Below are 23,335 nucleotides of genomic sequence, written 5' to 3' on the forward strand. Positions count from 1 at the left end.
TTTGGTCCGATCCATCCGTTGTCATGCAAGGCAGAGCCTCTTAAGCCAGACCGCCGCCGTCTACGACCAGCACGCTGCCGGTCACCCATGCGGATAGATCGCCCGCTAGGAACAGAACCGCACCGGCAATATCCTGCGGCGTACCCAGCCGCTCCAGCGGACGCCCAGATGCCGAAGATACGAGGAAGGACGCCTCTTCCTTCCCGAGCTGCTTCGCTTCGTCCCGTAGGAGCGGCGTGTCCGTATCTCCCGGACATACGCAGTTGACGCGGATGTTTTGCGGGCCGTGGTCGATCGCCATGGCTTTGGTGAGATTCACCACGCCGGCCTTGGCCGCGCAGTAAGCAGCGGCCTGATCGCCGCCCTTCAGTCCCCAGCCAGAGCCCGTATTGATGATGCTGCCTCCGCCACCCGCGGCCATATGCGGAATTACGTACTTGGAGAGCAGATAAACCCCTTTAAGGGACACGTCCATGACCAGATCCCAATCCCGTTCTTCCAGATCTACCACCGTTTTGCGGCGAATGACGCCCGCGTTGTTGAAGAGGATATCAATGCTCCCGAACTCCTCCGCAATAGCATCTGCCGTCCGCTTGCAATCCTCGCCTGAGGTCACATTGCAGCGGTAAAAACGGGCTTTGCCGCCGCCCTCCCTAATGCTTGCCGCCGCCTTTTCCCCATTCTCTTCATGAATGTCCAGCAGCATGACCTCAGCGCCAAACTCCGCAAGCATTTCGGCTGTAGCAAAGCCGATGCCGGAGGCCCCTCCGGTCACCACGGCTGTCTTCCCGTCCAAACGCAAAATGTTCTGATTATTCGGCATGTTGTTTCAATAGCTCCTTTCGCAGTATGGCTGGCGATACAGCCTGATTAGAATATGGCATCAGTATGAGCTGATGTGTAAAAGCTTCCGGACGCAGCTCATAAGGCGGGAGCTGCGCTGGACCGCAGCTGTTGCTGCCAAGCCCGTTCTGGCGGTAATCGAGGTGCAGAGAGATGGTATCTCTCGGCGTCAAATCCTTCAAATGTCCGGCCTGCTCCAGATCCTCCGCCGTATAGCGGTGGGCACTGAATTCCAGAGCCGGTAGCCCTGCGGCCAAGAGTCCGCTGCCCCGGCTGCCAGTAATGGATACCCAGCTTACCTCGGTGTGGTTCCCATTGTCCTGCGGAACCATATATGGCGTGAATAATTCATCGACTGAAGCATGATAGACGCCAAAGAGATTCGCCTGCTTGCTGTCCGCATACGATTCGCCCGGTCCTCTGCCGGCCCAATCGACCTGGTCCATCGTCCTCGGCAGCGTTAGATCGAGCCCGATCCGCGGCAGCATTTTCGGCGGTGTGCCTACCGGCTCGCCTTCAACGGCCAGATGCATCCGGCCATCGCCATGCAGTGTATACCGGTAGGTGCAGCGGAAGCCCCAATCATACACAGGCGGTGCGATACGCGCCTGAATCGCCACGGTCACGCAGCCGTTGTCGTTCTGCTGCCACGATGTGCCGTCAATGCGATGCTGGAGCAGATGCAGATAAGCTTTGCGCCATTCCTGCACTACGTACATGTCGTTGTCGATTGGCGCTCTCCAGAAGGAAAGCTTGGGCCCCCCATGGCTTGCGATCATGTCCGTCCCAGCGAATGTCCACGACTCGATGATTCCTTCCACCATGTCAAAAACAACCTCAAAATCCGTTCCGCTCACCCGAAGCAGATATCCTTGTTCCGAGCATGTCAAAGGTCTCCGCGCAACACTACTGCATGTATTGGCCGGCAAAACTGTCGTCATGGAGAGCAGCTCTTCCGGTATCCGGAACTGAGCCGTCGCCACCTCATGCCCCTTCGCGGCCCAGATACATTCCTGACGAAGCACATACCGAATCGTTAGGTACGTTTCGCTTGTAGGTAGAACATGCAGCGCGTCCAGCTCATAAGGCAGCACAAGCTTCGCCCTGCCTTGCGGCTGCACAACCTGCAGAGGCATAGAACCGCTCTGCAACAGCTGCCCATCTGCATGGATTGACCAGACTGCTTCCAGAGCATCCAGTCCGGTGAAGTCCAGCCGGTTCGTAAGCTCCAGCTCTCCCCGCTTCAGATCAAGTGCTGTAGTTGCGACGGGCTCGATGACCTTTTTCAGCTCAAGCAGGCCCGGCGAAGGCGTGCGGTCTGGGAAAAGCAGCCCGTCCATGCAGAAATTCGAGTTGTTCGGCACGTCGCCGAAATCCCCGCCGTATGCGTAGTAGCTTCTTCCCTGCTCATCCACCGTCTTCAAGCCATGATCGGTCCATTCCCATACAAATCCGCCCTGCAGCCCACTGCAGCTGCGGAATAGCTCGTTATATTCGGTCAATCCGCCGGGCCCGTTGCCCATAGCGTGTGCGTATTCACAGATGATCCTCGGCTTCTGCGGGCCTTCAGCGCCCGCCAGCTCGGCTAGCTTCTCCACGGACGTATACATGGTGCTCATCACGTCGACAGACTTGCCCTCGCGGTCCTCCTCGTAGTGGATCAGGCGGGTCGGGTCTTTAGCACGGCACCAATCGGCCATGGCCTCGAAGTTGCAGCCGAAGCCGGATTCATTCCCCATCGACCACATGATGATGCTCGGATGGTTTTTATCCCGCTCCACCATCCGTACCATGCGGTCTACGTAGGCATCCTTCCAGGCCGGATCATCGCTGATCCGGCTGATGTTGCCGAGCAGCTCGAAGCCGTGGCATTCCAGATCCGTCTCGTCCATGACGTATAAGCCGTATTCGTCGCACAGATCATAGAAACGCGGATCATTCGGGTAATGCGAGGTACGGACTGCATTGATGTTATGCCGCTTCATCAGTAGTACATCCTGAAGCATCGTCCCGTAGGGCACGGTTCGGCCCAGCTCCGGATGGTAGTCATGGCGGTTTACGCCCTTCAGGAGAATGGGCACCCCATTGACCAAAAAGTGATTATCCACGATTTCGATGCGGCGGAAACCGATCCGGTACGGGATGCATTCGATGACGCTACCCTCTCCATTCTCCAGCGTAAGCAGCAGATGATAGAGATTCGGCAGCTCTGCGGACCACAGCCGCGGCCGATCCACCTGAATGCGCAGCGTAAAGGGTTCAATTCCACCTGAAACCGGCTTAACTCCTCCGATAGTTCCGGCTCCAACCACGCTCATCTTGTTTTCATCCAACAGCTGCGCCCTTATGCAATAGCCGCTCCCACTCTCTCCTGCCCCATCCATGCTGCCAAGCTCCACCTGAATATCTAGAACGCCTTGATCCAAAGCCTCATTCAAATCGGTGCGGATCGTAAAATCGCGTATCTGCACCTTAGGCCGGGCAAACAGGCTGACATCACGGAAGATACCGCTCAGCCACCACATATCCTGATCCTCCAGATACGAGCCGTCAGACCATTGATAGACCTTGACGGCCAACTGATTGCTACCTTCGCGGATCAAGGAGGTAATATCGAATTCGGAAGGAAGGCGGCTGCCCTGGCTGTACCCCGCCTCCTGCCCGTTCACCCATACATGAAAGGCGCTGTCTACGCCCTCAAAGCGCAGGACGATCTGCCGCTCTTCCCACTCCGCAGGGATATGGAAGCTTCTGCGATAGCAGCCTGTCGGATTATCCGAAGGTACGCGCGGCGGATCGACCGGAAAAGGGTAATACAAATCCGTATAATGCGGCTTTCCGTAGCCCTGAAGCTGCCAGTGTCCCGGCACCTCCAGCTTCGCCCAGGCTGAATCATCGAAAGCTTCCCACTCAAAGCCTTCCGGGGCAAGCCCCGGCGCAGCTGCGTAATGAAACCTCCAGGATCCGTTCAATAGGCGAAACCATGGAGAAAGTCCACGCTCATACGTGAGCGCGTCCACCGCATCCGCGTATGACACGAAATACGTATGGTCTTTCATCCTTCCGTGCTGCAGTACGTTCAGATTCTCCCAGTCATTCTGCGGTTGCCGGTTGTTGATCATGTCGCTGTAGCCCTCTTTTCTCTTCAATAGTTGAATCCCGGTTCTGAACCGACCGGTACTGGCTGGGTGTCAGCCCCGTAAAGCGCTTGAACCACTTGCTGAAATAGTTGGCGTCCACCATGCCCAGCTGGTCAGATATTTCGCTGACGCTCATCAGCGTTCCTGTCAGCATATGCTCGGCCTTATGAAGTTTGATTTTCGATTGAAAATCAATAAAGTTCTCGCCTACCGTACGCTTGAACAGCGTGCTGAAATGGCTGCGGCTGAGCCCCACTTCCTCTGCAACCTCGGCAACGGACAGCGTGCTGCCCCGATCGGAGGAGAGAATCCCCACCGCCTTCATGATGGCATCCGGCCAGGTCTCCCCCCACAGGTCATATTGAGTCCGGAGCTCATCCTGCTGATACAGGTTCAGCACGGTATCAACCCATTCCTGAACGCCGGAAACCGGGCCCTGCTCCTGCCACATCAGCTTCGCATATCTGCCTTTTAAAGCCTTCAGCCGGCACGCAACTCTCTCCGCCGCTTCCGGTCTGCACAGCAGAAGTGTCCTACCTTTACCGCATGAGATACGCTCGCATGGCGTCCCCGCCTCCCGAAGCACATCCTGCCAGTCGCCATCATGAAGCATATCGTCCCCTTCGCCGCAGCGGATCAGGAATATGAAGCAGCCTTTGTCCATCCAGCTCCAGTCCCCTGCAAACCACTGCCGCAGCTGCTCCTCAATGCCTCCCGAGAATCCGCCGAGCCAGGAGCCGATATGCGCCTGCCGCGTATCTACACTGCCCTGGACATCTGCTTCTCTTGGAATACTGCTTCCGGTGCGCTGCAGGTACTGCTCCTGAAACTGGCTCAGGTAAAAGCCCATCTCATCCTCATCCATATTGGTTTTGAGAATATAGCCGGAGGCTCCAAGCCGAAAGCCCTGCTGCGCATAAGAGAAATCCTCATGGCAGCTCAGCAGCAAAATCTGCGTGTCGCCTGCGGCCTGCTTAATTCTCCGAGCAAGCTCCAGACCGTTCAGCTTCGGCATGACAATATCCGTAATCACAACGTCGGGCTTATGAGCGAGAAATGCATCCCAGCCCTTCAGCCCGTTGCTCGCGTCAGCCACCACTTCCATCCCGTACCGTTCCCAAGGCACTGTGGTGCGCAGTCCTTTGCGGACGATCAATTCATCATCGACAATGAGAACCTTCATTTTGGTTGCTGCCATGGTCACGCCTCCTTCTGTATCCTGCAAAGTGGTTTAAGAGCGGCTTAGCCCTTCACGGTTCCTTCAGTAAGGCCTGCGAAAATCTGTTTTTGGAATATAAAAATGACGGCCAGCATCGGCAGAATGCTGATGACCGATCCCGACATAATCAGGTTGTACGGCGTGCGGACCCCGGACTGGAGTGAACGAATGGCAACGGCAATCGTCAGCTTATCTTCGCTGCGCAAAATGACCGACGGCCACAGGAAGTTATTCCACTCCTCTACGAAAAAGATAATACCCAGACTCGCAAACGCCGGAATTAAAATCGGAGCCACGATCCGGAAGTAGATCCGGTTCTCCGAGCAGCCGTCCATGCGCGCCGCTTCGAGCAGCTCATTTTCGACCGACATGCAGTACTGCCTCATATAAAAAATGCCGAACGCGCTCGTCAGTCTCGGTAAAATAACGCCCCACAGATGATCGATCAGCCCCAGATCACGGTAGATAATAAACAGGGGTACCATGCTCGACTCCATCGGAATCATCAGCGATGCTAGCACCAGCCCGAACAGCAGCCTTTTGCCGCGAAAATTGTACTTGGCAAATGCAAACCCGGCCAGCGAGCAGAAAAATAAAGCTCCAACCGTGCCTGTCACAGCTGTAAACAAACTGTTCACGATGACATTGCCGAAATGCCGCTCCGTAAATAGCTGCGTGAAGTTTTCCCAATGGAACGTGTCCGGAATCCAAATCGGCGGATTGGCGAAAATCTCGCTTTTATCCTTGAGTGATGAGCTCAGCATCCAGATGAACGGAAACATAAACACGGCGGCCAGCAGCAGAAAGACCAGGAGCACGACGATGGATAATGTTTTGTGTTGTTTTCTCATTCCTGCCACCGCCTAATCGTTATCCCGGAACAGCCGCAGCTGCATCAGGGAAAGTATCATCATCACAATGAAGAAAAAGATCGAAATCGTCGAAGCATAACCCATGTTCAGGTTTTGGAAGCTCTCCTTATAAATCAGCATCACCGGTGTGGTCGTGGCCAGGTTCGGCCCGCCTTTGGTCAAAATGAACGGCTCTGTAAACAGCGAGAACGTTCCAAGCGTGGACAGTACGGTACAAAAAGCCAGCAGCCTTTTCATCATAGGCAGGGTGATGTACCAAAACGACTTGATGCCGCTGGCGCCGTCCACCTCAGCCGCTTCATACAGCGATTTCGAAATGCTCTGCATGCCGCCGAGCAGCAAAATCATGTTGTACCCGGTCCACCGGAAAACAACGAGCACCGACACCGAAATCCGGGCCCACCACGGCGTTTCCAAAAACGGAATCGGCTCATGGATCACGCCTGCGTTCATCAGTACCTGATTGAGAATGCCCGTCGAGTTGAAAATCAGCAGAAACACAAACGAAATGGCGACGACCGAGGTAATGTTCGGAATGAAAAACACGGTGCGGAAAAATCCGGTCCACTTCATCCAACTGCTGCTGAGGCAGGAAGCAAAGATCAGCGCAAGCAGCAGCATCACGGGGACATACAGCACGAATATGATGATGCTGTTAAGCAGCGACTGCCAGAACTCCCGGTTCGTCAGCAGCGTCTTGTAGTTGTCGAGCCCGACGAACGTTTTCACTTCCTCGCCGTGCCAGTTCGTAAAGCTCAGGTAAATGGAGAATACAAAGGGTAAAAACACAAATACCACAAAGAGTATGAAAAACGGGGCGACAAACCGGTACGGTGCCGTTTTAAACTGCCATCTCCAGTAAAAATTTTGCATCGGATCTCCTCCAGAAAGCGAAGCCTCCGCACCCCGGATCATGGCATGACCGGTGTTGTTCCCAAGGTACGGGCAGCTTCTGTATCTTTAAGCGCGCTGACTTATGATGGTCTATTTGCGTCCTGTCTTTTGCCGCAGCTCGGCAGCCGCTTTTTTGAACACGCTTTCAACAGATTTGTTATCCAGGAATATTTCGGCGAATGCGTTCGTAATCAGTTCGTTAGCAAGCGGATAATCCTTCGTATAAGTGATCGGCGCCACATTCTTCACGGCATCGATGTACAGGGTACGGACCGGCTGGTCGTTGAAGTATGGAACCTTTTCTTTGAAGACATCGTCATTGTAGGTCGTTTCGAGGGACGGGAATAATCCGCCTTCCTTCATCATTTTTAACTGCGACTCTTCCTTGCCGAGCATGAATTCGATGAATTTCCACGCCTCTTCCGGATGCTTGGAGTTCTTGTTGATGGCCAGATTCGCTCCTCCGTCGATCGCACTGCTGTACTTGTCGTCTACCGACCATTTCGGCATCGGAACCACAGACCATTTGCCGCTCGCATCCGGATCAATCAGCGTTGGCAGCAGTCCTTCGTACCAAGAGGCCCCTACGATCGTCGCTTCTTTATTTTGCTGGAAGGAGCTGTACCAAGCGTCGCTCCAAGGCTTCACTTCGTATACGTAGCCGCTTTTCATAAGGTCGACAAAATACTGCGCTGTCTTGATGACTTCAGGATTGTCCAGCTGGACCGATCCGTCCTTGCCGAAAATCCACAGATCACGCTGCCACAGAATCTGCTGGAAGAATCCACCGTCGGTTTGAGATTTCGAATCCGCCAGCATCGCGATACCGGTCTTCTCTTTCAGCTGCTTCGCAAAGCGCATATAGTCATCCCAGGTCTTCAGCTCGGCGGCCACATCTTCCGGCTTGTATGGAAGCCCGGCCTGCTTGAACAGATCATTGCGGTAGAACATGACCACCGGGCCGCTGTCCCATGGCATCGCGTAGATTTTGCCGTCTTTCGTGGCATCCGCCCACTTGTAGGCGTTCATTTTATCTTTATAAGGAGCTACCTTGTCCGTGATATCCAGCAAACCGCCGGTTTCGATCATCTGGGACAAACGCAGCGATTCAAGATTGACTACATCAGGAACCTGGTCGCCGGAGCTGGCAGCAATCAGGAAGTTCTGGTAAACATCAGACTGTGCAAGCACATGCAGATCAACATCGATGTTCGGATACTGCTTTTTAAATTCCGGCATATTCAGATCGATGACAGTTTTGGCATCTTCCCAGATCCAAACGGTGATTTTCGTCTTCTCGCCGGCCGCATCCCCCTCTGCTTTGCCTCCGCTTTCGCCCGATTTGCCGGAGCATCCGGACAACACCAGCGTCAGCATGAGCACCGTGCATAATAGAGCCGCCGACATGCGTTTCATTGCGTTCAAGCTGCCTTCCTCCTTTGTGTAACCTTAAGAATTTTCCCAAGTATAACAACAATGAAAGCGTTTCATAACGGAAATTTGTCTTCAATTTGCTGTCAATTTGTTCGGTTCGGTGACAGACTCCCCATGGATCTCTTGGTGTGAACCGCTCTCTGACTCTGTTTTCGGCCAGCGGATCGTTATTGTCGTGCCTTCGCCTATCTCCGACTGTAAGCGCATACCATACATTTCACCAAAATGGAGCTTGAATTTCTGGTCCACGTTATAGCATCCGAGCCCGCCTTCTCCCAGCCTTGCAGGGGTTTGCTTTTCCAGGAGCAGCGTTTCGAGCTTATCCGGTTCGATGCCGGCACCGTCATCTTCCAGCGTCAAAACGAGGTCCGCCCCCTCCTCCTTCACTTCAATGCGAATGGTGCCTTCTCCGTCTTCAAAGCCGTGGAAAAACGTGTTTTCGAGCAGCGGCTGCAGCGTCATGCGCGGAATCAGACAGAAGGCGATCGCCGGATCGCTGTCGATGCTGTATCTGAATACATCGCCGTAGCGAACCTCCTGGATTTTCAAATAATACTCTACGGTTTGAAGCTCCTTCTCCAGTGGAATCAGCTCCTCGGTGATGACCAAATTGCCCTCCAGCACCTTGATGAGATAGTGGATCATGTTCTGGATTTCCGCGTCGCTCTTAAGCCTAGCCTGCCACTGGATCATATTCAGCGTGTTCAGCAGCAGATGCGGGTTGATCTGGTAGTGGAAGGCCTGCAGCTGGGCTTCTTTTTTAAGCTGTTCCTTGTGCTGTACCTCTTGAATGAGAAGACGGATCTTCTCCACCATCTTGTTGAAGCTGGCTCCGAGCCGCCCCAGCTCGTCCTCCGTATCCAATTCAATGCGGGACTGAAGCTGGCCGATGCCGACAAGTTGCATTTTATTTTTCAGGGAAATAATCCTTCTCGTAATGCGTAAGGAGAATAAGTACGAAATCAGCAGCACGAACACAAAAGCCAGGACAATCAAGGCAATCGTAAAATAGCGGATCATGATCGTCGAGCGGTACACCGGCTCATACGGCGTCCGGACCTCAATGCTCCATCCGCTGGATTCAATGCTCCGGTTCCATACGAGATCGTCGGCCTGCGCCTTAACCATGTTCGGGCTTTGGTAGATCAACCTTCCGTCCCGGTCACGGATCGTGATGAAGGAATGCAGGTTGTTTTCCAGTGTACCGAAGGTTTCCAGCAGCTTGGTGGCGTCCATCTCGACGACAATCCGGCTGTTTTGCAGGTATCCGTATTGGCTTTGCACAGGAAATACCAGGCCAATAACCTGCTTCGGAATATTCAAATTGCGAGAAATGTAATAGCTGCTGTCATGCAGCCCCGTCCAGTATTCACCGCGGTAGTTATTCGGGATGGCCTGCCACCAAGACTGTTCCTTCAGCTCCTTCACATTAATCTGTGGAGACCCGAAGTAAACGTCCGTAGGCGTGATCAGGTAAATGCCCGAGGTTTCCTCCGTTTTATGGGCATCCAGAAAGCGGTTGAAGTTTTTCTGGCTGACATAGCTGGCGTAGTCCTTCGGTTCTTCCGGATGCAGCGTGCCGTTGATCGGATCCAGCAGGTAAGAGTAAATATAACGGGTCGTAGACTTCATCTGGCGTGAGTACAAGTCAAGCTGCGACTGCAGCTGGGTGATGCTCGACTGTCCGTACTGGACCATCTGCGACTGGATTTCCTCCGTGGATTTTGAATATGACAAATACCCCAGAATCATCAGGGGCACGGCCGATGCGATAAAGAAAGACAAAAACAGCTTGGCGCGCAGATTGCGCTTGAAATACCAATAAGCCCTCTTCCAAACGGGTGTCCGTGCGTTCATACGGCAGCATCCTTTCCTTGAAGTCATTAGGCGTATGTATTCGATGGACGGTGCGAAGTTCCTTTTAGACGAAGGGATGTAAATAATTAGGATATGAGATTTGGACACGAAAAAAGCAGAAGATGAACAGTTCGTTCATCTTCTGCCTGTATGCGTTACGCTTCAGCTTCGGCGTAAGACGCTGCTGCCGCGTTTAGATAATATGCCAGACCGGTCTGCTGACCTTCCAGCATGCTCAGGTGAAAGTCATCCTGCAGGAAAAACGCCGTCTGCGCCACAAAATCCTTAGGCGTTATCTGATGACCATGCGCGTTCATAAACGCCAGATGATTACGGATCAGCTGATGAATCCGGAGATCGTTATGTTTGATCCCACCTAGTAGCGAAGAAGTCATGTCCTTCATAAAAGCTGCCGCCTCCGCTGCCTGCTCGTTCATCTCCTGCACATCGAGAGGTTCATGCTCCATCTCCACACCGTAGCGCTCTTTGAGGTAATCGCTCTGCTCCTTCAGCGCCTCCCGCCATTCTTCCTCGCTCTCAAACCCGGCAAACATATCTTCACGGGCAAGCGGCTCTCCGCTCTCCAGACTGGCCTTCGTCTTCCTCAGAGTATCCATCACCTGCTCCAGCCTCCGCCGGCGCTGTTCCAGAAGCGTCTCCTGCTTCTGCAACATTGCCGTTCGATCCGGTTCATGGTCCAGCAACTGTCCGATCTGCTCCAACGAGAAATCGAACTCGCGGTAAAATAAAATGGCCTGCAGTCGTTCAAGCTCCTTCGTCCCGTATAAGCGGTAGCCCGCTTCGCTGATTTCTGCCGGCTGAAGCAGACCGATTTTGTGGTAATGATGCAGTGTCTTGATTGTCACCTTGGATAATTCTGATACTTCCTTGACTGTGAATAGCATAATATGCTTCACTCCCTTCTGAGTGCAGTCTAAGGCCTTACCCAAGAGGAGAATCAATAGGGGATTAGCAAAAAGCCATGTATCCCGTTTAGGCACCGATTATTCTTCTACCACTGTACTGTTTTCCGGCTCATTCGGCTCCGGCTGTACATTCACTTTTGGCGCAGGTGCGCGGACGACCAACACGCTGGCTGATGTCGAGCTTCCCTTATATTTCGCATAGATTTTGGTTATTCCCGGCTTATGACCGATCAGATTTCCTTCCTCATCTACTTCGACGATGTCCGGAAGATCGCTGCTGAACGTAACCTGCTTCGTGATGTCCACTTCCTTCTGGATGGAATAGTCATAGAAAGTGACCTTCAAGTCGAGCATCGAACCTTCAGCAAGCGAATACTCGTCCGAATCGAGCTTGATATAGCCGAAGACGGGATTTAATTCGTCTGTATCTTCAGGGAGTACAGCAACGTTCAATCTGGCCGTGAAACCTTCGTAAGCTGCTTCGACATAAGATTTCCCTGGCTCATGCCCCGTAATTCGGCCCAATGCATCGACATCCAGAATGGAGCTGTCCCCTGAGACGTAAACCGCTGCGCTAGACAAATCGCTTTTGGTCCCATCGGAATAAACCGCTTGAAGCACGGTAGAGACGCTTGTACCTGTTTTCAATTTCTTTTCCTTATCCGTAAACGTGATACCTGTCAGCGTTCGTTCGGCAGGCAATCTGTCCACCGAAGGTGTCAGCTTCATCAGCTGGAATTTCTTTATGTCTCCACGCTGTACGGTTCCCGGGAAAATAAAGCCGCCGTCAGGGGTTGCCGCCGCGGCTCCGACCATGTAGATCGGAGGCCCCTTAAACAATTCCCTACTGATAACCTCGCCGTTCACATCGACGGATAATACACCGTACTGAGTTTTCCGCTCCAGACTGTTCCAAGAATAATGTTTTCCTAACATCGCATAGCCGTCATTTGTTCGGACCAGACGATTATACAATTCGGAATTCGTACCATCGCGATAAGTTTTTTCCCATTTGACCTGTCCGCTCAGGTCTATCTTGGTAAGCACCATCACACCATTACCGTCGATGCTCTTTCGGCTTAGGATCATATAACCTCCATCTTCCGAAGCAATAACCGAATAGGCTGTCCATCCGCTACCCGGATCGACGGATTGTTTCGACCAGAGCATCTTGCCTTGGTCATCAATCTTCATGATCAGCATCGCATCGAGTTCTTTCGATTCATATTCCACCATGCCTGCGTGGCCGACAGCGATATATCCGCCGTCACTCGCGGAAATAAGATCGGTTAGATAGTCACTGCCCGAAAAAGGGTATTTGTTATACCACAGCTTCTCTCCGTTTTTATCGATCTTTAAAATATAAGCTTGATCATAGGCAACCCAGCTTATGATCCCTTCTCCGGCAATCAAAAAGCCGTCGTCCGTTTCGACAATAGCTTTGGGGGTACTATTAATTCCATCATCCTCCAGTACCTTTTCCCATAACACATTGCCTGATGAATCCAGTCGGATCATGTACAGTTGGTCCTTCGGTTCGCCTTCTGCAGTCGAATTTCCCGCAACGAGGTATCCGCCGTCTTTCGCCTCAATAGCCCGGTATGCCGTATTGCGCGTAGAATTATTCTTGAGCTTCCGTTCCCATTCCACCTGACCTTCGGTATCCAGCTTCAAAACATAGGCCTTTTGATACGGATACCCGGACGCCTTGTCAGCATCGTAAATACTTCCTACGGCTAAATACCCGCCATCAGAAGTCGGGATCACTCCCTCCCCTTCGGATTTGCTCCCGTAATCCCTGGACCATTCGACAGCTGACTGTGCCTCCTCGGCAGCCACGTGGCTAAATCCAGGCAGAAGCCCAAACATCAGCAGCAATCCGGCAATACATGCAGTCAATAATCGCGAAAAAATTCTTACCACAAGCATTCTCCTTTCAAAGATGTCATTTTTATTTTGAGAATTTGGCAAAATCCTCAATTAATTTAATTATTCATTTGATCCCCCGGAGTTTGTATCCCACAAATTTCATAATTACCCACTACAAAGGAACTGTTTTCCATAAATGGATAATAAGCAAAAAAAACAGCGATGTCACGACAAAAAAGCGCCCTCGATCCCGAAGACGCCCTTTGCTATGGCTCTCCCGCCTTATGGCGGATTCCAACCGTTTTTTATGCAATTTTCTCGTAAACCCTAGACTTCTTTCATTTTGAAATAAACCCAGCCAAAGATAAAGAAAACGATAAAGCTGCCCAGAACAGTAATCATCAAGCTTTCAAACGGCAAATTCAATGCTCCGAATCCTCCGCCGTCCAGTTGGTTCCCCGGAAGAGTAGCCAATAGCGGCTGAGCCCATGGATAATAAGGGCCGTACGTGCTGGAGTTTACGACTAGAATATTCGGAATCGTAAACGTAACATTCAGCGCCAGCGGCGCAGCAAAGCTGCTCCACATCATGGATACGGCCAGCTGCAATGCGGCCAGCGGGAGGCAGGCAACCCAGCCCCCCAAGATGCTCCGCAGAAAGATATCCCATTCCACCGGAGCGTGGATTCCCTTGATCCAGCCTACCAAAAATACCGATCCTGCCAGCAGCAGCTGGGTAATCGCCAGCATGACGATTACGACGGTATATTTGGCAAAATATACGCCTGTACGTGTAACAGGCAGCACGAGCAGCTGCTTCCATCCACCGCCGTTATGCTCATAACGGCATATAATAGCAGCGAAGATCCCCGACATGATCGGCATAAACAACATGGCATGCATCATGCTCATGATCATCAGCAGCGTGCTCCAAGGCATAGGCGCTCCTTCGATATTAGATAGCAGCCCGGACAAGATCGCAATCAGCGGACTGACGAGCATGAGGAGAACGATATAGGAACGCGACATTTTGAGCCGCTCGGCAGACAATACTTTGAAGTATCCCCCCATTTAGTCCACATCCTTTCTGACAAAATGGCCTGTCCCCAGCAAATAGATGAAGATGAACAGGATAATCCCCGATGCTACCGGCATCGCCGGCTTGGCATAGTAAGCGAGAAACGGCCATGCCAGCGGCAGGATCTCCGGATAATTTGGGGCAAACATCGTCAAGATGGCGAAAGTAATGCCGATCATAATCGGCAGAGCCTGATTCTTGAAGGTCAAAGAGAGATACAGCTGCAGGGCAAGCATTGGCAGAGCCCCAAGATACGGGAGGAACGACAGCTTCAAAATTTTCAGGTACGGAATATGCTCCGCGCCGAAACCCAAAGCTAGTCCGAGTCCGATTGTTCCGGCAAACAGCAGCAGACATGCAGCCGTCAAAGCGATCACGCCAACCAAATATTTGGAAGTAAAAACGGTGACTCTGGAAATCGGCAGCGCCAGCAGCTGTTTCCATGAGTTGTTTAAATGCTCCACATTGGCAATCTGCGACGCGATCAGCGTTGCACCAAGCACCAGCGCAATCGGTACGAACGAGAAGGTTTCCCGGATCAGGCCTGCCCACTCATCTCCTTTATACACCTTCCCTACGAGATAATCATAACGAAGTCCAAAGTTCAAAGCCTGCATGGCAACCAATCCAAGTGACCCTAGGAAAACGAGAAACCATATGCCTCTCCGGCGTATTTTCAGAAAATCCGCCGACAAAGCCCTTAAGAGCATCACTGGAATCCCCCCTGCTCAATGACTTGCATGAAGATATCCTCCAGCGTCCGGCGGTTCTCTTCCACCCGGTAGATCGCATGGTTGTTATCGACCAGACGTTTGACGAGCAGGGCCACCTCTGGATCGCTGATCTGTCCCAGCTTCAGGCCGCCATTCTCCATCTGTCCGATATAGCCTTGACCCCGTACAAGCTGCAGCGCTTCCTGCGGTTCGGAGACCACCAGGCGGAAACCTGCGGATGCCTGCTGCTGCAGGTTGCTGATCGTATCCTGGAATACCATTTCCCCTTGACGGATAATCCCGACCGTACCGGCCATTTGCTCGACCTCGGACAGCAGGTGGCTTGAGACCAGTACGGTGATGCCATGCTGCTTCGGCATGCTGCGAATCAGCTCGCGGATTTCATGGATACCTTCCGGATCAAGACCGTTGGTCGGTTCGTCCAGGATCAGCAGCTCAGGATTGCCAAGCAGAGCCGTCGCGATGCCAAGACGCTGCTTCATTCCCAGCGAGTAGCCCTTTACCGGGCGCTTCGCATCCTTGGTCAGGGAGACAATATCCAGCACCTCATCGATACGTGATTTAGGTACATCGAGAATCCGGCGGACCGTCTCCAGATTCTGAACAGCCGTCAAATGGCCGTAGTTGGACGGGTATTCCACCAGTGATCCGACTTTGCGGAGAATGTTCATCTTTTCTTTCCTCAAGTCCTTGCCGAAGATTTGGATCGATCCCATCGTCGGGCGGATGAGGCCTAGTAGCATCCGGATGGTCGTCGTTTTGCCGGCGCCGTTAGGGCCGAGAAAACCGTAAATTTCCCCTCTTGCAATTTCCAAATTCAAATGGCGTACAGCATAACGATCGCCATATTTCTTATTCAAATCTCTCGTCTGAATTACGAGTTCACTCACGATTAATCACCTCGGAAACCATCTTATCGTGCCAAGGTTAAAAAACAGACGGCCCCAAGTTTAAATTTCGTTTAAACTTGGGGCCGTCTTCTGTTAAACTCTGTCTTTTAGCTTCAGTCCAGGCTCACTGTCGGAGGCGGGATAAATGAGAATGCTCGTGCCGCCGCTGGTGCTGCTGATATCCATGATAAGTCCCATTTCTCTCGTCAGAAACCCAACAATGGCTAGTCCGATTCCGGCGCCTTTATCACCGGAGGAAGCCTGCATGCCCTTTCCTTTGTCCGAAATTACAATTGCCGTCTGTCCTTCCGCCCCTGCCCCAGCATGGATGCCGATGTATTGTCCGCTGTGCGCATGTCTGACTACGTTCTGGAACAGATTATCCAGAATTCTGCGGAACCACTGCGCGTCCACCGACCAGAATAAAGGTTCTTCAGGCAGATCGATATCCACCTCGAAGCCTTCTTTTTCCCAGAGAGGATACCAGGCCGCCGCGCTTTCGCGGACAATACGGAGTACGTCTTTACTTTCGGGATGCAGCGTATATTTGCCGCTTGTCAGCAGGTTGTAGGACAACAGATTGTCGATTAGACCGGACAAATCGCCAAGCTTGGTTTCCGTCAGCTTCAGCAGTTCTCTGCCTTTATCAGACAGCTGTTCCTTCTGCAGCGAAAACACGTGGCTGCGGACCACCGTCAGCGGTGTTCTTAAATCATGGGACAGATTGGCGATGAGCCGCTTGCGCAGCTCCTCCTCCTCACGTTCACGCTTCAGGCTGCTGCTCAACTGGTGGACCATGCCGTTGAAGGCATCCTCCAGCTGGCCGATTTCATCGGTTTTTTTGACTACAATCGGCTCAGGCAGGCCGCTGTCATTCTGTACTGTCATGGCGGACTGAAGACGAAGCAGCCGTCTGCGCATATTGACAAAGAACATCCAGGAGACGGCGATAAAGAGCACGAACATCAACAGGATGATGCCGAAGAAAATCATGGATTCGCGTGCCGAAAAATCGTTACTAGAAGGGGTTAATGCCGATCTCGAAGCCTGCAATACCATGAAGCCCTCATTCAGCTTCTCATCATCCCCGATAAAGGCAATGACGGAAAATTGCTCTGTGGATTCCCTGTAGTGCTTCATGTAGGAGATAGCATCGGCAGTGCTCCAAGTAGACGGCAGATCCAGTCTGCTATTCTCCGGCTTTCTCACCCGCGAGTCCGCATCCACCCAGAACATGTCCACCTTCGGATAGTCCGCATTCAGCTCGCTTATTTTGGCGTCAATCTGTTCCGGTGTCTTTCCCTTCAGCGCTTTGGCTTCCTTGTGCCACATTTTTTCTAGATTCAGTGTCTGGTAACGTTCATCTTCCACCTGAGGCTTCGTAAATACATTTCCGAACACCAAGCCCTGCACCAGTTGGTAACCAACCAGAGACGCGGGAAAGATGACCGGAATGAACAGCAGTGCAAACAAGATAATCAGCAGATATCTGGAGAGCAGCGTGCCGCGAAAACGGGATTTAAACAGCTTCTCTTTCCTCATGCCTTCACCCGGTAACCAACACCACGTATGGTCTCGACAATTTCCGGATTTGCCGGATCCCGCTCCAGCTTCTCACGCAGGTAGCGGATATGAACCATCAGGGTTTTGTCTCCGTCGAGGTAAGGATCGCCCCATACCCCCTCATAAATTTGCTCCTTGGTCAAAATCTGGCCGAGATGGCGGATCAAATACGTGAAGATTTGGAACTGCTTGCCTGTCAGCAGAATTTCTTCGCTCGTATCGTTATTCACAATCCGGTTCTCCCGTTCATAGACGAGCAGATGCTTCAGCACAAGCGGTTCGGATGAAAAGGAGCCGGAGCGCCGTAGCAGCACCTCAATCCGGGCGGCTAGCTCATCCGGATGGAACGGTTTGGTCAAATAATCGTCCGCAAACTGCAGCCCCTCCAGCTTATCGTCGATGGAGGTTCTCGCAGACAGCATCAGAATCGGCAGGTCCGGATAGGCTTTCTTAAGCCGCTGGCCTACCGTAAAACCGTCGAGCCCCGGCAGCATGACATCCAAAATGACAAGGCGGCTTGTCGCCGCTTTCTCCACGGCATGCTCGCCGCTTTGCAGCCAGGTCACCTCATATCCCCTTCCACTTAAATCTTCGTTTACCCATGTGCCGATTTCGGCATCATCCTCGATATATAACAAATGAATTCCCACTGATGTAACGTCCTTTCCTTCCGGGTGCTGCGTGCACTTCTGGGCAGCCGATTAGGCATCCTTTGCAGGATGCCGTTTTTGACATTATTCGGGTTGTACAGCACCTGAAAACATGGTATATTTTACGTGTCGAGCAGTACTGCCATATGTTGTATGCCGACACTACCAATTTAAAGGCTATGCTACCTTAAAATCAAGGTACAACCTCGCAGACTCAAGTAGAGTCCCAGGTTGTACCTTTTTTGGCATATAGGAATTTCATGGAGGAGGAATATTATTATGTTGCTTGAAGCCGTGTATCACCGCCCCAAACTGAACTGGTGTTATGCCTATGACGGGCGCACCATCCATCTTAGAATCCGTACCAAACGGGATGATGTAACCGCTGTGTCCGCCATGGCGGGTGACAAATATATCTGGGATCAGTCCATGGCCTACGTGCCTATGTATAAGCTTGCAGCCGACGAGCTGTTCGATTACTGGGAATGCGAAATCGTCCCGGAATACCGCCGGCTGAAGTACGGTTTTGTGCTGGAGAGTGGACAGGAAAAGTATTGGATGACAGAATATGATTTCATGGAGCAGCCTCCTGAAAATCCGGACCGTCTGTTTGAGTATCCGTTTATTAATCCGGTTGATGTGCTCAAGACGCCGGAATGGGTGAAAGATGCCGTCTTCTATCAGATATTCCCTGAACGCTTTGCCAACGGAGACCCGTTGAGCGATCCCAAAGGTGTGCTGCCTTGGGGCGGTACCCCGGAGCGCGATAATTTCTTCGGAGGCGACCTGCAGGGAGTTATCGATCATATCGATCATTTATCCAAGCTCGGCGTAAATGCAATTTATTTTACACCCATATTTACGGCGACGACCAATCATAAATACGATACCGAGGACTACATGCAGATCGATCCTCATTTCGGAGATATCGACACGCTGAAAGAGCTCGTCAAGATCTGCCATGAAAGAGGCATCCGCGTACTGCTCGATGCGGTGTTCAATCATTCCGGCAGAACGTTTGCACCGTTTGTGGATCTGCAAAAAAACGGTGAAAAATCCCGCTACAGAGAATGGTTCCACGTCCGGGAATTCCCGATTGCCGTGAAAGACGGCGTTCCAACCTATGACACCTTCGCCTTCGAGCCGCTGATGCCGAAGCTGAACACGGAAAATCCCGAAGTGAAGGAATATTTGCTGAAGGCCGCTGCCTATTGGATCGAGGAAACCGATATTGACGGCTGGCGCCTGGATGTCGCCAATGAGGTCGATCATGAATTTTGGCGTGAATTCCGCCGTGTCGTGAAAAAGCTTAAGCCGGACGCCTACATTCTCGGCGAAATCTGGCATGAGGCCTCCCCTTGGCTGATGGGCGACCAGTTTGATGCAGTGATGAACTATCCGTTCACCAATGCGGTGCTGGACTTTTTCGTGGATGGCATCGGCGATGCGAGAAACTTTGCCAATGCGATTGGCAAGCAGTTCTCCCGCTATCCGCGTCAGGCCAATGAAGCGACATTCAACCTGCTTGACAGCCATGATACCGCCAGACTGCTGACCCGTTGTGAAGGCAACAAAGATAAAATGAAGCTTGCAGCCCAGTTCCAGTTCACCTATACGGGAACCCCATGCATTTACTACGGGGACGAAATCGGAATGACCGGTGGGCATGATCCAGAATGCCGAAAATGTATGGAATGGGACGAGGCCAAGCAGGATCTGGACCTGTTCTCCTTCTATCAGGAGCTAATTGGCCTGCGACTAAAATATAGCGCCCTCCGCACCGGCAATCTGAAATTCCTGTCAGCCGAAGAAGGCAGTTCAAGCCTGGTGTATACCCGCGAGGATGAAAAGGATAAAATCGTTATCTTCATGAACAACGCCTCGAAGCCGCAGAACATCAAAGTATCGGTAGAGGAAGCCCGCTGGGAGGATATCCGCACTAGTGAAGCCGTATCTGCCAGCAATGGAGCTTTGAACATCAAGCTCCCTGCTTACGGCTGCGTGATGCTCAGGGTCGTCAAGTAGAGTTCCCTAACATTAACGCTGCTTCTCTTGGATTAAAAAAGAGGCTGCCCGCAAGGTTTCATACCCGGGGCATCCTCTTTTTGCATTCGAATTATCTATACAAAATTTCTCGTATCATTATTGCGTCCGAACTTATACGTGGCAATCAGGAAGAACACCACTGCGAAGGCGAACAGCATCACTAGATTAAACCAAATGCTTCCAAACGACTCACCCGACTGAAGTTTATTAATCGACTGCAATACCCAGTTCTGCGGCAAAAAGTCAGAGATTTTACGAACTTCGGCAGGCATGATGCTGATCGGGAAGAAACAGCCAGAGAGCATGCATGTCGGTGGAACAATCAAATTCTGCAGTGCGCCGGCCATTGCGGAGCTTTTGGAGAAGGCCACGATGACCAGCGATAAGCTGACCGATACCAGCGCGAAGAGGGCCAGGAGCCCCAGCATTTCTCCCATCGGAATTCCAGGATCAAGATGGAACACGACCTGCATGAATAATAAAGCGACAATAATCTGGACGATCATCACAATCAAATTCATGACAATGTTCGCAAGCACATACGTCCGTGCATTGATTGGGGACGATAGCACCCGGAAGTAAGTTCGGTTCTCCCGGTTTTTTAGAATCAACTCTGACAGCCCTACGGCTGAGGAGAGCATGAACATCAGCAGAAAGCCGATGGATTGGTATGACATATCCTTGGTGGTAGCTGTGTCATTCACCGACTCCGAAGTCAGCTTAAAGTCTGCCGAGCGGTATTGATCGTACAGCGCTTTAAATTTCGCTGCATCCCCGCCAGCGATTTTACCCATGGATGTCACATTGTCAATATATCCATACAGCATCGATTTCATATAGGCGGTCACCTGCGCGCCTTTCACCGATTCAATGGCGATATGGTCGGGACTTCCGCTAAGCACACTTTCTGAAAATCCGGAATCAATAATCAGACCGCTGTCCAACTTGCTGGCCGCAAGCTGATCCTTCAGCTCATCAGGCGTTACGTTCACAATTGTCACATGATCCAGACCCTTCACGAAGCTGACGGTGTCCGCCGCGATTTGCTCTCCCGCGTCCTCGTTCACGACGCCGACCCGCAGCTCCGTCGGCCCCTGTGAGCTATAGAGAAGAACTGAGGCCAGGATGCCAGCAATCGGCAGACCAAAATATAACATCAGCGTGCGGCGTTTGCGGAATGTCGTGAGCAGTGTTCTTGTGACCAGAAACCATATCTCTCTCCACATGTTACAGTCCCTCCCTGCGTCTCATCATGAATATCGAAGCTCCAAGGAACAATACGGCGAAGCCGATATTCAACCCTACGACAGGCCATGCTGCCGATACCGTGTTCCCGTATATCACTTCCGTTAATCCGTGGTTAGCCCAGCGGACGGGAGACAAATTGACCAGAAATCCCATCATGCCTCCGCCGGTTTCATTGCCGATCGGAAAGTACGCTCCCCCAAAAAAGGACATCAATTGAACGACTATACTGATAATCCCGCTGGATACCGCACCTTTCAGCAGATAGCTTGCAGCAAGACCCAGGCTCATCGCCATAATGACTTCCGATAGCAGCACGATCAGGACGATCCCCATATGGCTTCCCCAATAGGCTTTAAACACATATTTGCTAAACAGGATAATGGCTATAACGCACAGCATATTGGTGACGATGCCGCCCAAAATCATGCCTGTGAAAATCTCACTCTTGCGGACCGGTGCTATAACGAGTCTTACCGCCGTGCCGCGTGTAATTTCCCCCTTAATAATGTGGCTTCCCGCCATGGCCGCCCACATGCCAATCATAACGGTCATCGCCAGCGCGTAGTAATCGATGGAGCCCGGCGTCCGGTCCGGATTCACCGACGTTTCTTTAATATAATCATGCCCACCGCTTGCGAATACCGCCTCAGTCTTGGTCGGTTCGATTTGGGCCACTGCCGACGCCGCATTATACTTATCCGTGAAGGAGGCGAGCATCCCCTGCACAATGTTGCTTTCGATCGTGTCGCGGCTGCTGCCGTATAGAGAAATCCCTTGATCCGTCAGCTCAACATAATCCACATAACGGCCATTCTGAACTTCTTCCCTTCCGTTCATTCCGGACTTGAGGGATTCAAAGGTTACTCCCATTTTGCCGACTTCCTTGGTGAAACCCGTAAAAGCCTGGGACAGCTGTCCGCCTCCGGAAGAGTCCTTCAAGACGACCTTCAAATCTCCAATGCTGACATTGGAGCTAAAGGCGTTGGTAAGCGCGAGACCCAGGATGAGCATGAGCACAATCGGAAACGCCAGCGTGAACAGCAGCGTACGCCGATTACGTATGGACTGCTTCATCTCTTTTAATGCAATCGATAAAATGTTCACCGTGTTAACCTCCCTATCTGTGAAATCTTTAATCTCGCAAATTACGTCCGGTCAATGTTAAGAACACCGTCTCCAGATTGGGCTCCTGCTCTTCGACCGACCTTATCTCCATGCCTGCATCGATCAGCTGCTTCAGCATCCGGTTCAAGTTATCCACCGCCGCATCACTATGAATCCGGATCACATGATCCTCCTGACTCACGTTCCGTACCCCCGGTATAGATCTCAGCTTCTCCACTACCCCACCTTGAACGGATTTCAATTCAATACGGATATCCTTCACATCGGTAATGGTCGATTTAAGCTGCTCCTTGGTTCCCTCGGCGATGATTTTGCCATGGTCCACAATCGCGATGCGGGAGCAGATCTCTTCGACTTCCTCCATATAATGGCTCGTGTAAATAATGGTGCAGCCGGATTCATTCAGCTTCCGCACAGAGGTCAAAATATAGTTCCTCGACTGGGGATCAATCCCTACCGTCGGTTCATCCATAATGATCAGCTTGGGTTTATGGGCAATGGCACAGGCAATGTTCAAGCGGCGCTTCATCCCGCCCGAGAAGTTCTTCGGGAAGCTCTTCGCCTTGTCGCCAAGTCCGACGAAGTCTAGTGCCTCGATGGTGCGTTCTTTCAATTTGATACCCCGAAGTCCGTACAATCCCGCAAAAAAGCTTACATTCTCATATGCGGTCATATCCTCGTAGATGGCCAGATCCTGTGGAACAATCCCCAGATTCATCTTGGCAAAGCGGCTTTGCTTCATAATGTCCTTATCCAAAATCCGGATTTCTCCGCTCGATGGCCGCAGCAGTGATGAGACCACGTTAATGGTCGTACTTTTGCCGGCGCCGTTTGCTCCGAGAAACCCGAAAATCTCTCCCTCCCGGACCGTAAGCGACATATTGTCAACAGCAACAAAATCACCAAATTTTTTGGTAAGCCCCCGGATATCCAATACGTTCATTTCT

General features: G+C 51.9%; 18 protein-coding genes. 1 reads left to right on the plus strand and 17 read right to left on the minus strand.

Annotation, left to right across the window (positions count from 1 at the left end; translation table 11 throughout):
• Positions 1-40: 40 nt before the first annotated feature.
• The 14 genes from MUG84_RS09405 to MUG84_RS09470 form a co-directional block, all read right to left on the minus strand.
• Entirely contained in the window at positions 41-823 is a 783-nt protein-coding gene (locus MUG84_RS09405; protein ID WP_244724221.1) for an SDR family NAD(P)-dependent oxidoreductase, read from the minus strand.
• The gene (gene ebgA, locus MUG84_RS09410; protein WP_244724223.1) at positions 813-3,965 is read right to left on the minus strand and encodes a beta-galactosidase subunit alpha; all 3,153 of its coding nucleotides are present in this window, start codon (positions 3,963-3,965) and stop codon (positions 813-815) included. Before ebgA ends, MUG84_RS09405 begins: the two co-directional genes overlap by 11 nt.
• Entirely contained in the window at positions 3,937-5,181 is a 1,245-nt protein-coding gene (locus tag MUG84_RS09415) for a response regulator transcription factor (RefSeq protein ID WP_244724225.1), read from the minus strand. Before MUG84_RS09415 ends, ebgA begins: the two co-directional genes overlap by 29 nt.
• Positions 5,182-5,225: 44 nt before the next feature.
• Positions 5,226-6,053 carry a carbohydrate ABC transporter permease gene (locus MUG84_RS09420; RefSeq protein ID WP_244724227.1) on the minus strand — a complete coding sequence of 276 codons (828 nt, stop codon included), beginning with the start codon at positions 6,051-6,053 and terminating at the stop codon, positions 5,226-5,228.
• Positions 6,054-6,065: 12 nt separating this feature from the next.
• Positions 6,066-6,947: a carbohydrate ABC transporter permease gene (locus tag MUG84_RS09425; protein WP_244724229.1), complete on the minus strand. Its 882-nt coding sequence runs from the start codon at positions 6,945-6,947 to the stop codon at positions 6,066-6,068.
• 111 nt (positions 6,948-7,058) lie between these two features.
• The gene (locus MUG84_RS09430; RefSeq protein ID WP_244724931.1) at positions 7,059-8,384 is read right to left on the minus strand and encodes an ABC transporter substrate-binding protein; all 1,326 of its coding nucleotides are present in this window, start codon (positions 8,382-8,384) and stop codon (positions 7,059-7,061) included.
• A 90-nt stretch (positions 8,385-8,474) separates the two neighbouring features.
• Entirely contained in the window at positions 8,475-10,259 is a 1,785-nt protein-coding gene (locus MUG84_RS09435; protein WP_244724231.1) for a sensor histidine kinase, read from the minus strand.
• A 155-nt stretch (positions 10,260-10,414) separates the two neighbouring features.
• The gene (locus MUG84_RS09440) at positions 10,415-11,164 is read right to left on the minus strand and encodes a MerR family transcriptional regulator (protein WP_244724234.1); all 750 of its coding nucleotides are present in this window, start codon (positions 11,162-11,164) and stop codon (positions 10,415-10,417) included.
• A 99-nt stretch (positions 11,165-11,263) separates the two neighbouring features.
• Complete coding sequence (locus tag MUG84_RS09445) at positions 11,264-13,108, minus strand: hypothetical protein (protein ID WP_244724239.1); 1,845 nt, start codon at positions 13,106-13,108, stop codon at positions 11,264-11,266.
• A 273-nt stretch (positions 13,109-13,381) separates the two neighbouring features.
• Complete coding sequence (locus tag MUG84_RS09450; RefSeq protein ID WP_244724242.1) at positions 13,382-14,125, minus strand: ABC transporter permease; 744 nt, start codon at positions 14,123-14,125, stop codon at positions 13,382-13,384.
• On the minus strand, positions 14,126-14,842 hold the full coding sequence (locus MUG84_RS09455; RefSeq protein WP_244724932.1) for an ABC transporter permease: 717 nt from the start codon (positions 14,840-14,842) through the stop codon (positions 14,126-14,128). It lies immediately after the preceding gene.
• Positions 14,842-15,756 (minus strand): ABC transporter ATP-binding protein, encoded by a 915-nt coding sequence (locus MUG84_RS09460; RefSeq protein WP_244724245.1) that lies wholly within the window; start codon positions 15,754-15,756, stop codon positions 14,842-14,844. Before MUG84_RS09460 ends, MUG84_RS09455 begins: the two co-directional genes overlap by 1 nt.
• A gap of 93 nt (positions 15,757-15,849) precedes the next feature.
• Positions 15,850-17,298, minus strand: a complete 1,449-nt coding sequence (locus MUG84_RS09465; protein WP_244724248.1) for a sensor histidine kinase — start codon at positions 17,296-17,298, stop codon at positions 15,850-15,852.
• Positions 17,295-17,969, minus strand: a complete 675-nt coding sequence (locus tag MUG84_RS09470) for a response regulator transcription factor (protein WP_244724251.1) — start codon at positions 17,967-17,969, stop codon at positions 17,295-17,297. The genes MUG84_RS09465 and MUG84_RS09470 overlap by 4 nt, the downstream gene beginning before the upstream one ends.
• A 279-nt stretch (positions 17,970-18,248) precedes the next feature.
• Between MUG84_RS09470 and MUG84_RS09475 the strand changes: the two genes are divergently transcribed.
• Entirely contained in the window at positions 18,249-19,994 is a 1,746-nt protein-coding gene (locus MUG84_RS09475; protein WP_244724254.1) for an alpha-glycosidase, read from the plus strand.
• 95 nt (positions 19,995-20,089) lie between these two features.
• Here the strand turns inward: MUG84_RS09475 and MUG84_RS09480 are convergent, their stop codons facing one another.
• From MUG84_RS09480 to MUG84_RS09490, 3 genes are read right to left on the minus strand one after another with little or no spacing between them, the layout of a single operon-like run.
• Positions 20,090-21,241, minus strand: coding sequence for an ABC transporter permease (locus MUG84_RS09480; RefSeq protein WP_244724257.1), 1,152 nt, complete (start codon positions 21,239-21,241; stop codon positions 20,090-20,092).
• A gap of 1 nt (position 21,242) precedes the next feature.
• Positions 21,243-22,367, minus strand: coding sequence for an ABC transporter permease (locus MUG84_RS09485; protein ID WP_244724259.1), 1,125 nt, complete (start codon positions 22,365-22,367; stop codon positions 21,243-21,245).
• Positions 22,368-22,395: 28 nt separating this feature from the next.
• The gene (locus MUG84_RS09490; protein ID WP_244724262.1) at positions 22,396-23,331 is read right to left on the minus strand and encodes an ABC transporter ATP-binding protein; all 936 of its coding nucleotides are present in this window, start codon (positions 23,329-23,331) and stop codon (positions 22,396-22,398) included.
• Between the last annotated feature and the right edge of the window lie 4 nt (positions 23,332-23,335).

It is taken from the genome of Paenibacillus mangrovi, assembly GCF_022898935.1.
GTDB classification, from domain to species: Bacteria; Bacillota; Bacilli; order Paenibacillales; family Paenibacillaceae; genus Paenibacillus_AQ; species Paenibacillus_AQ mangrovi.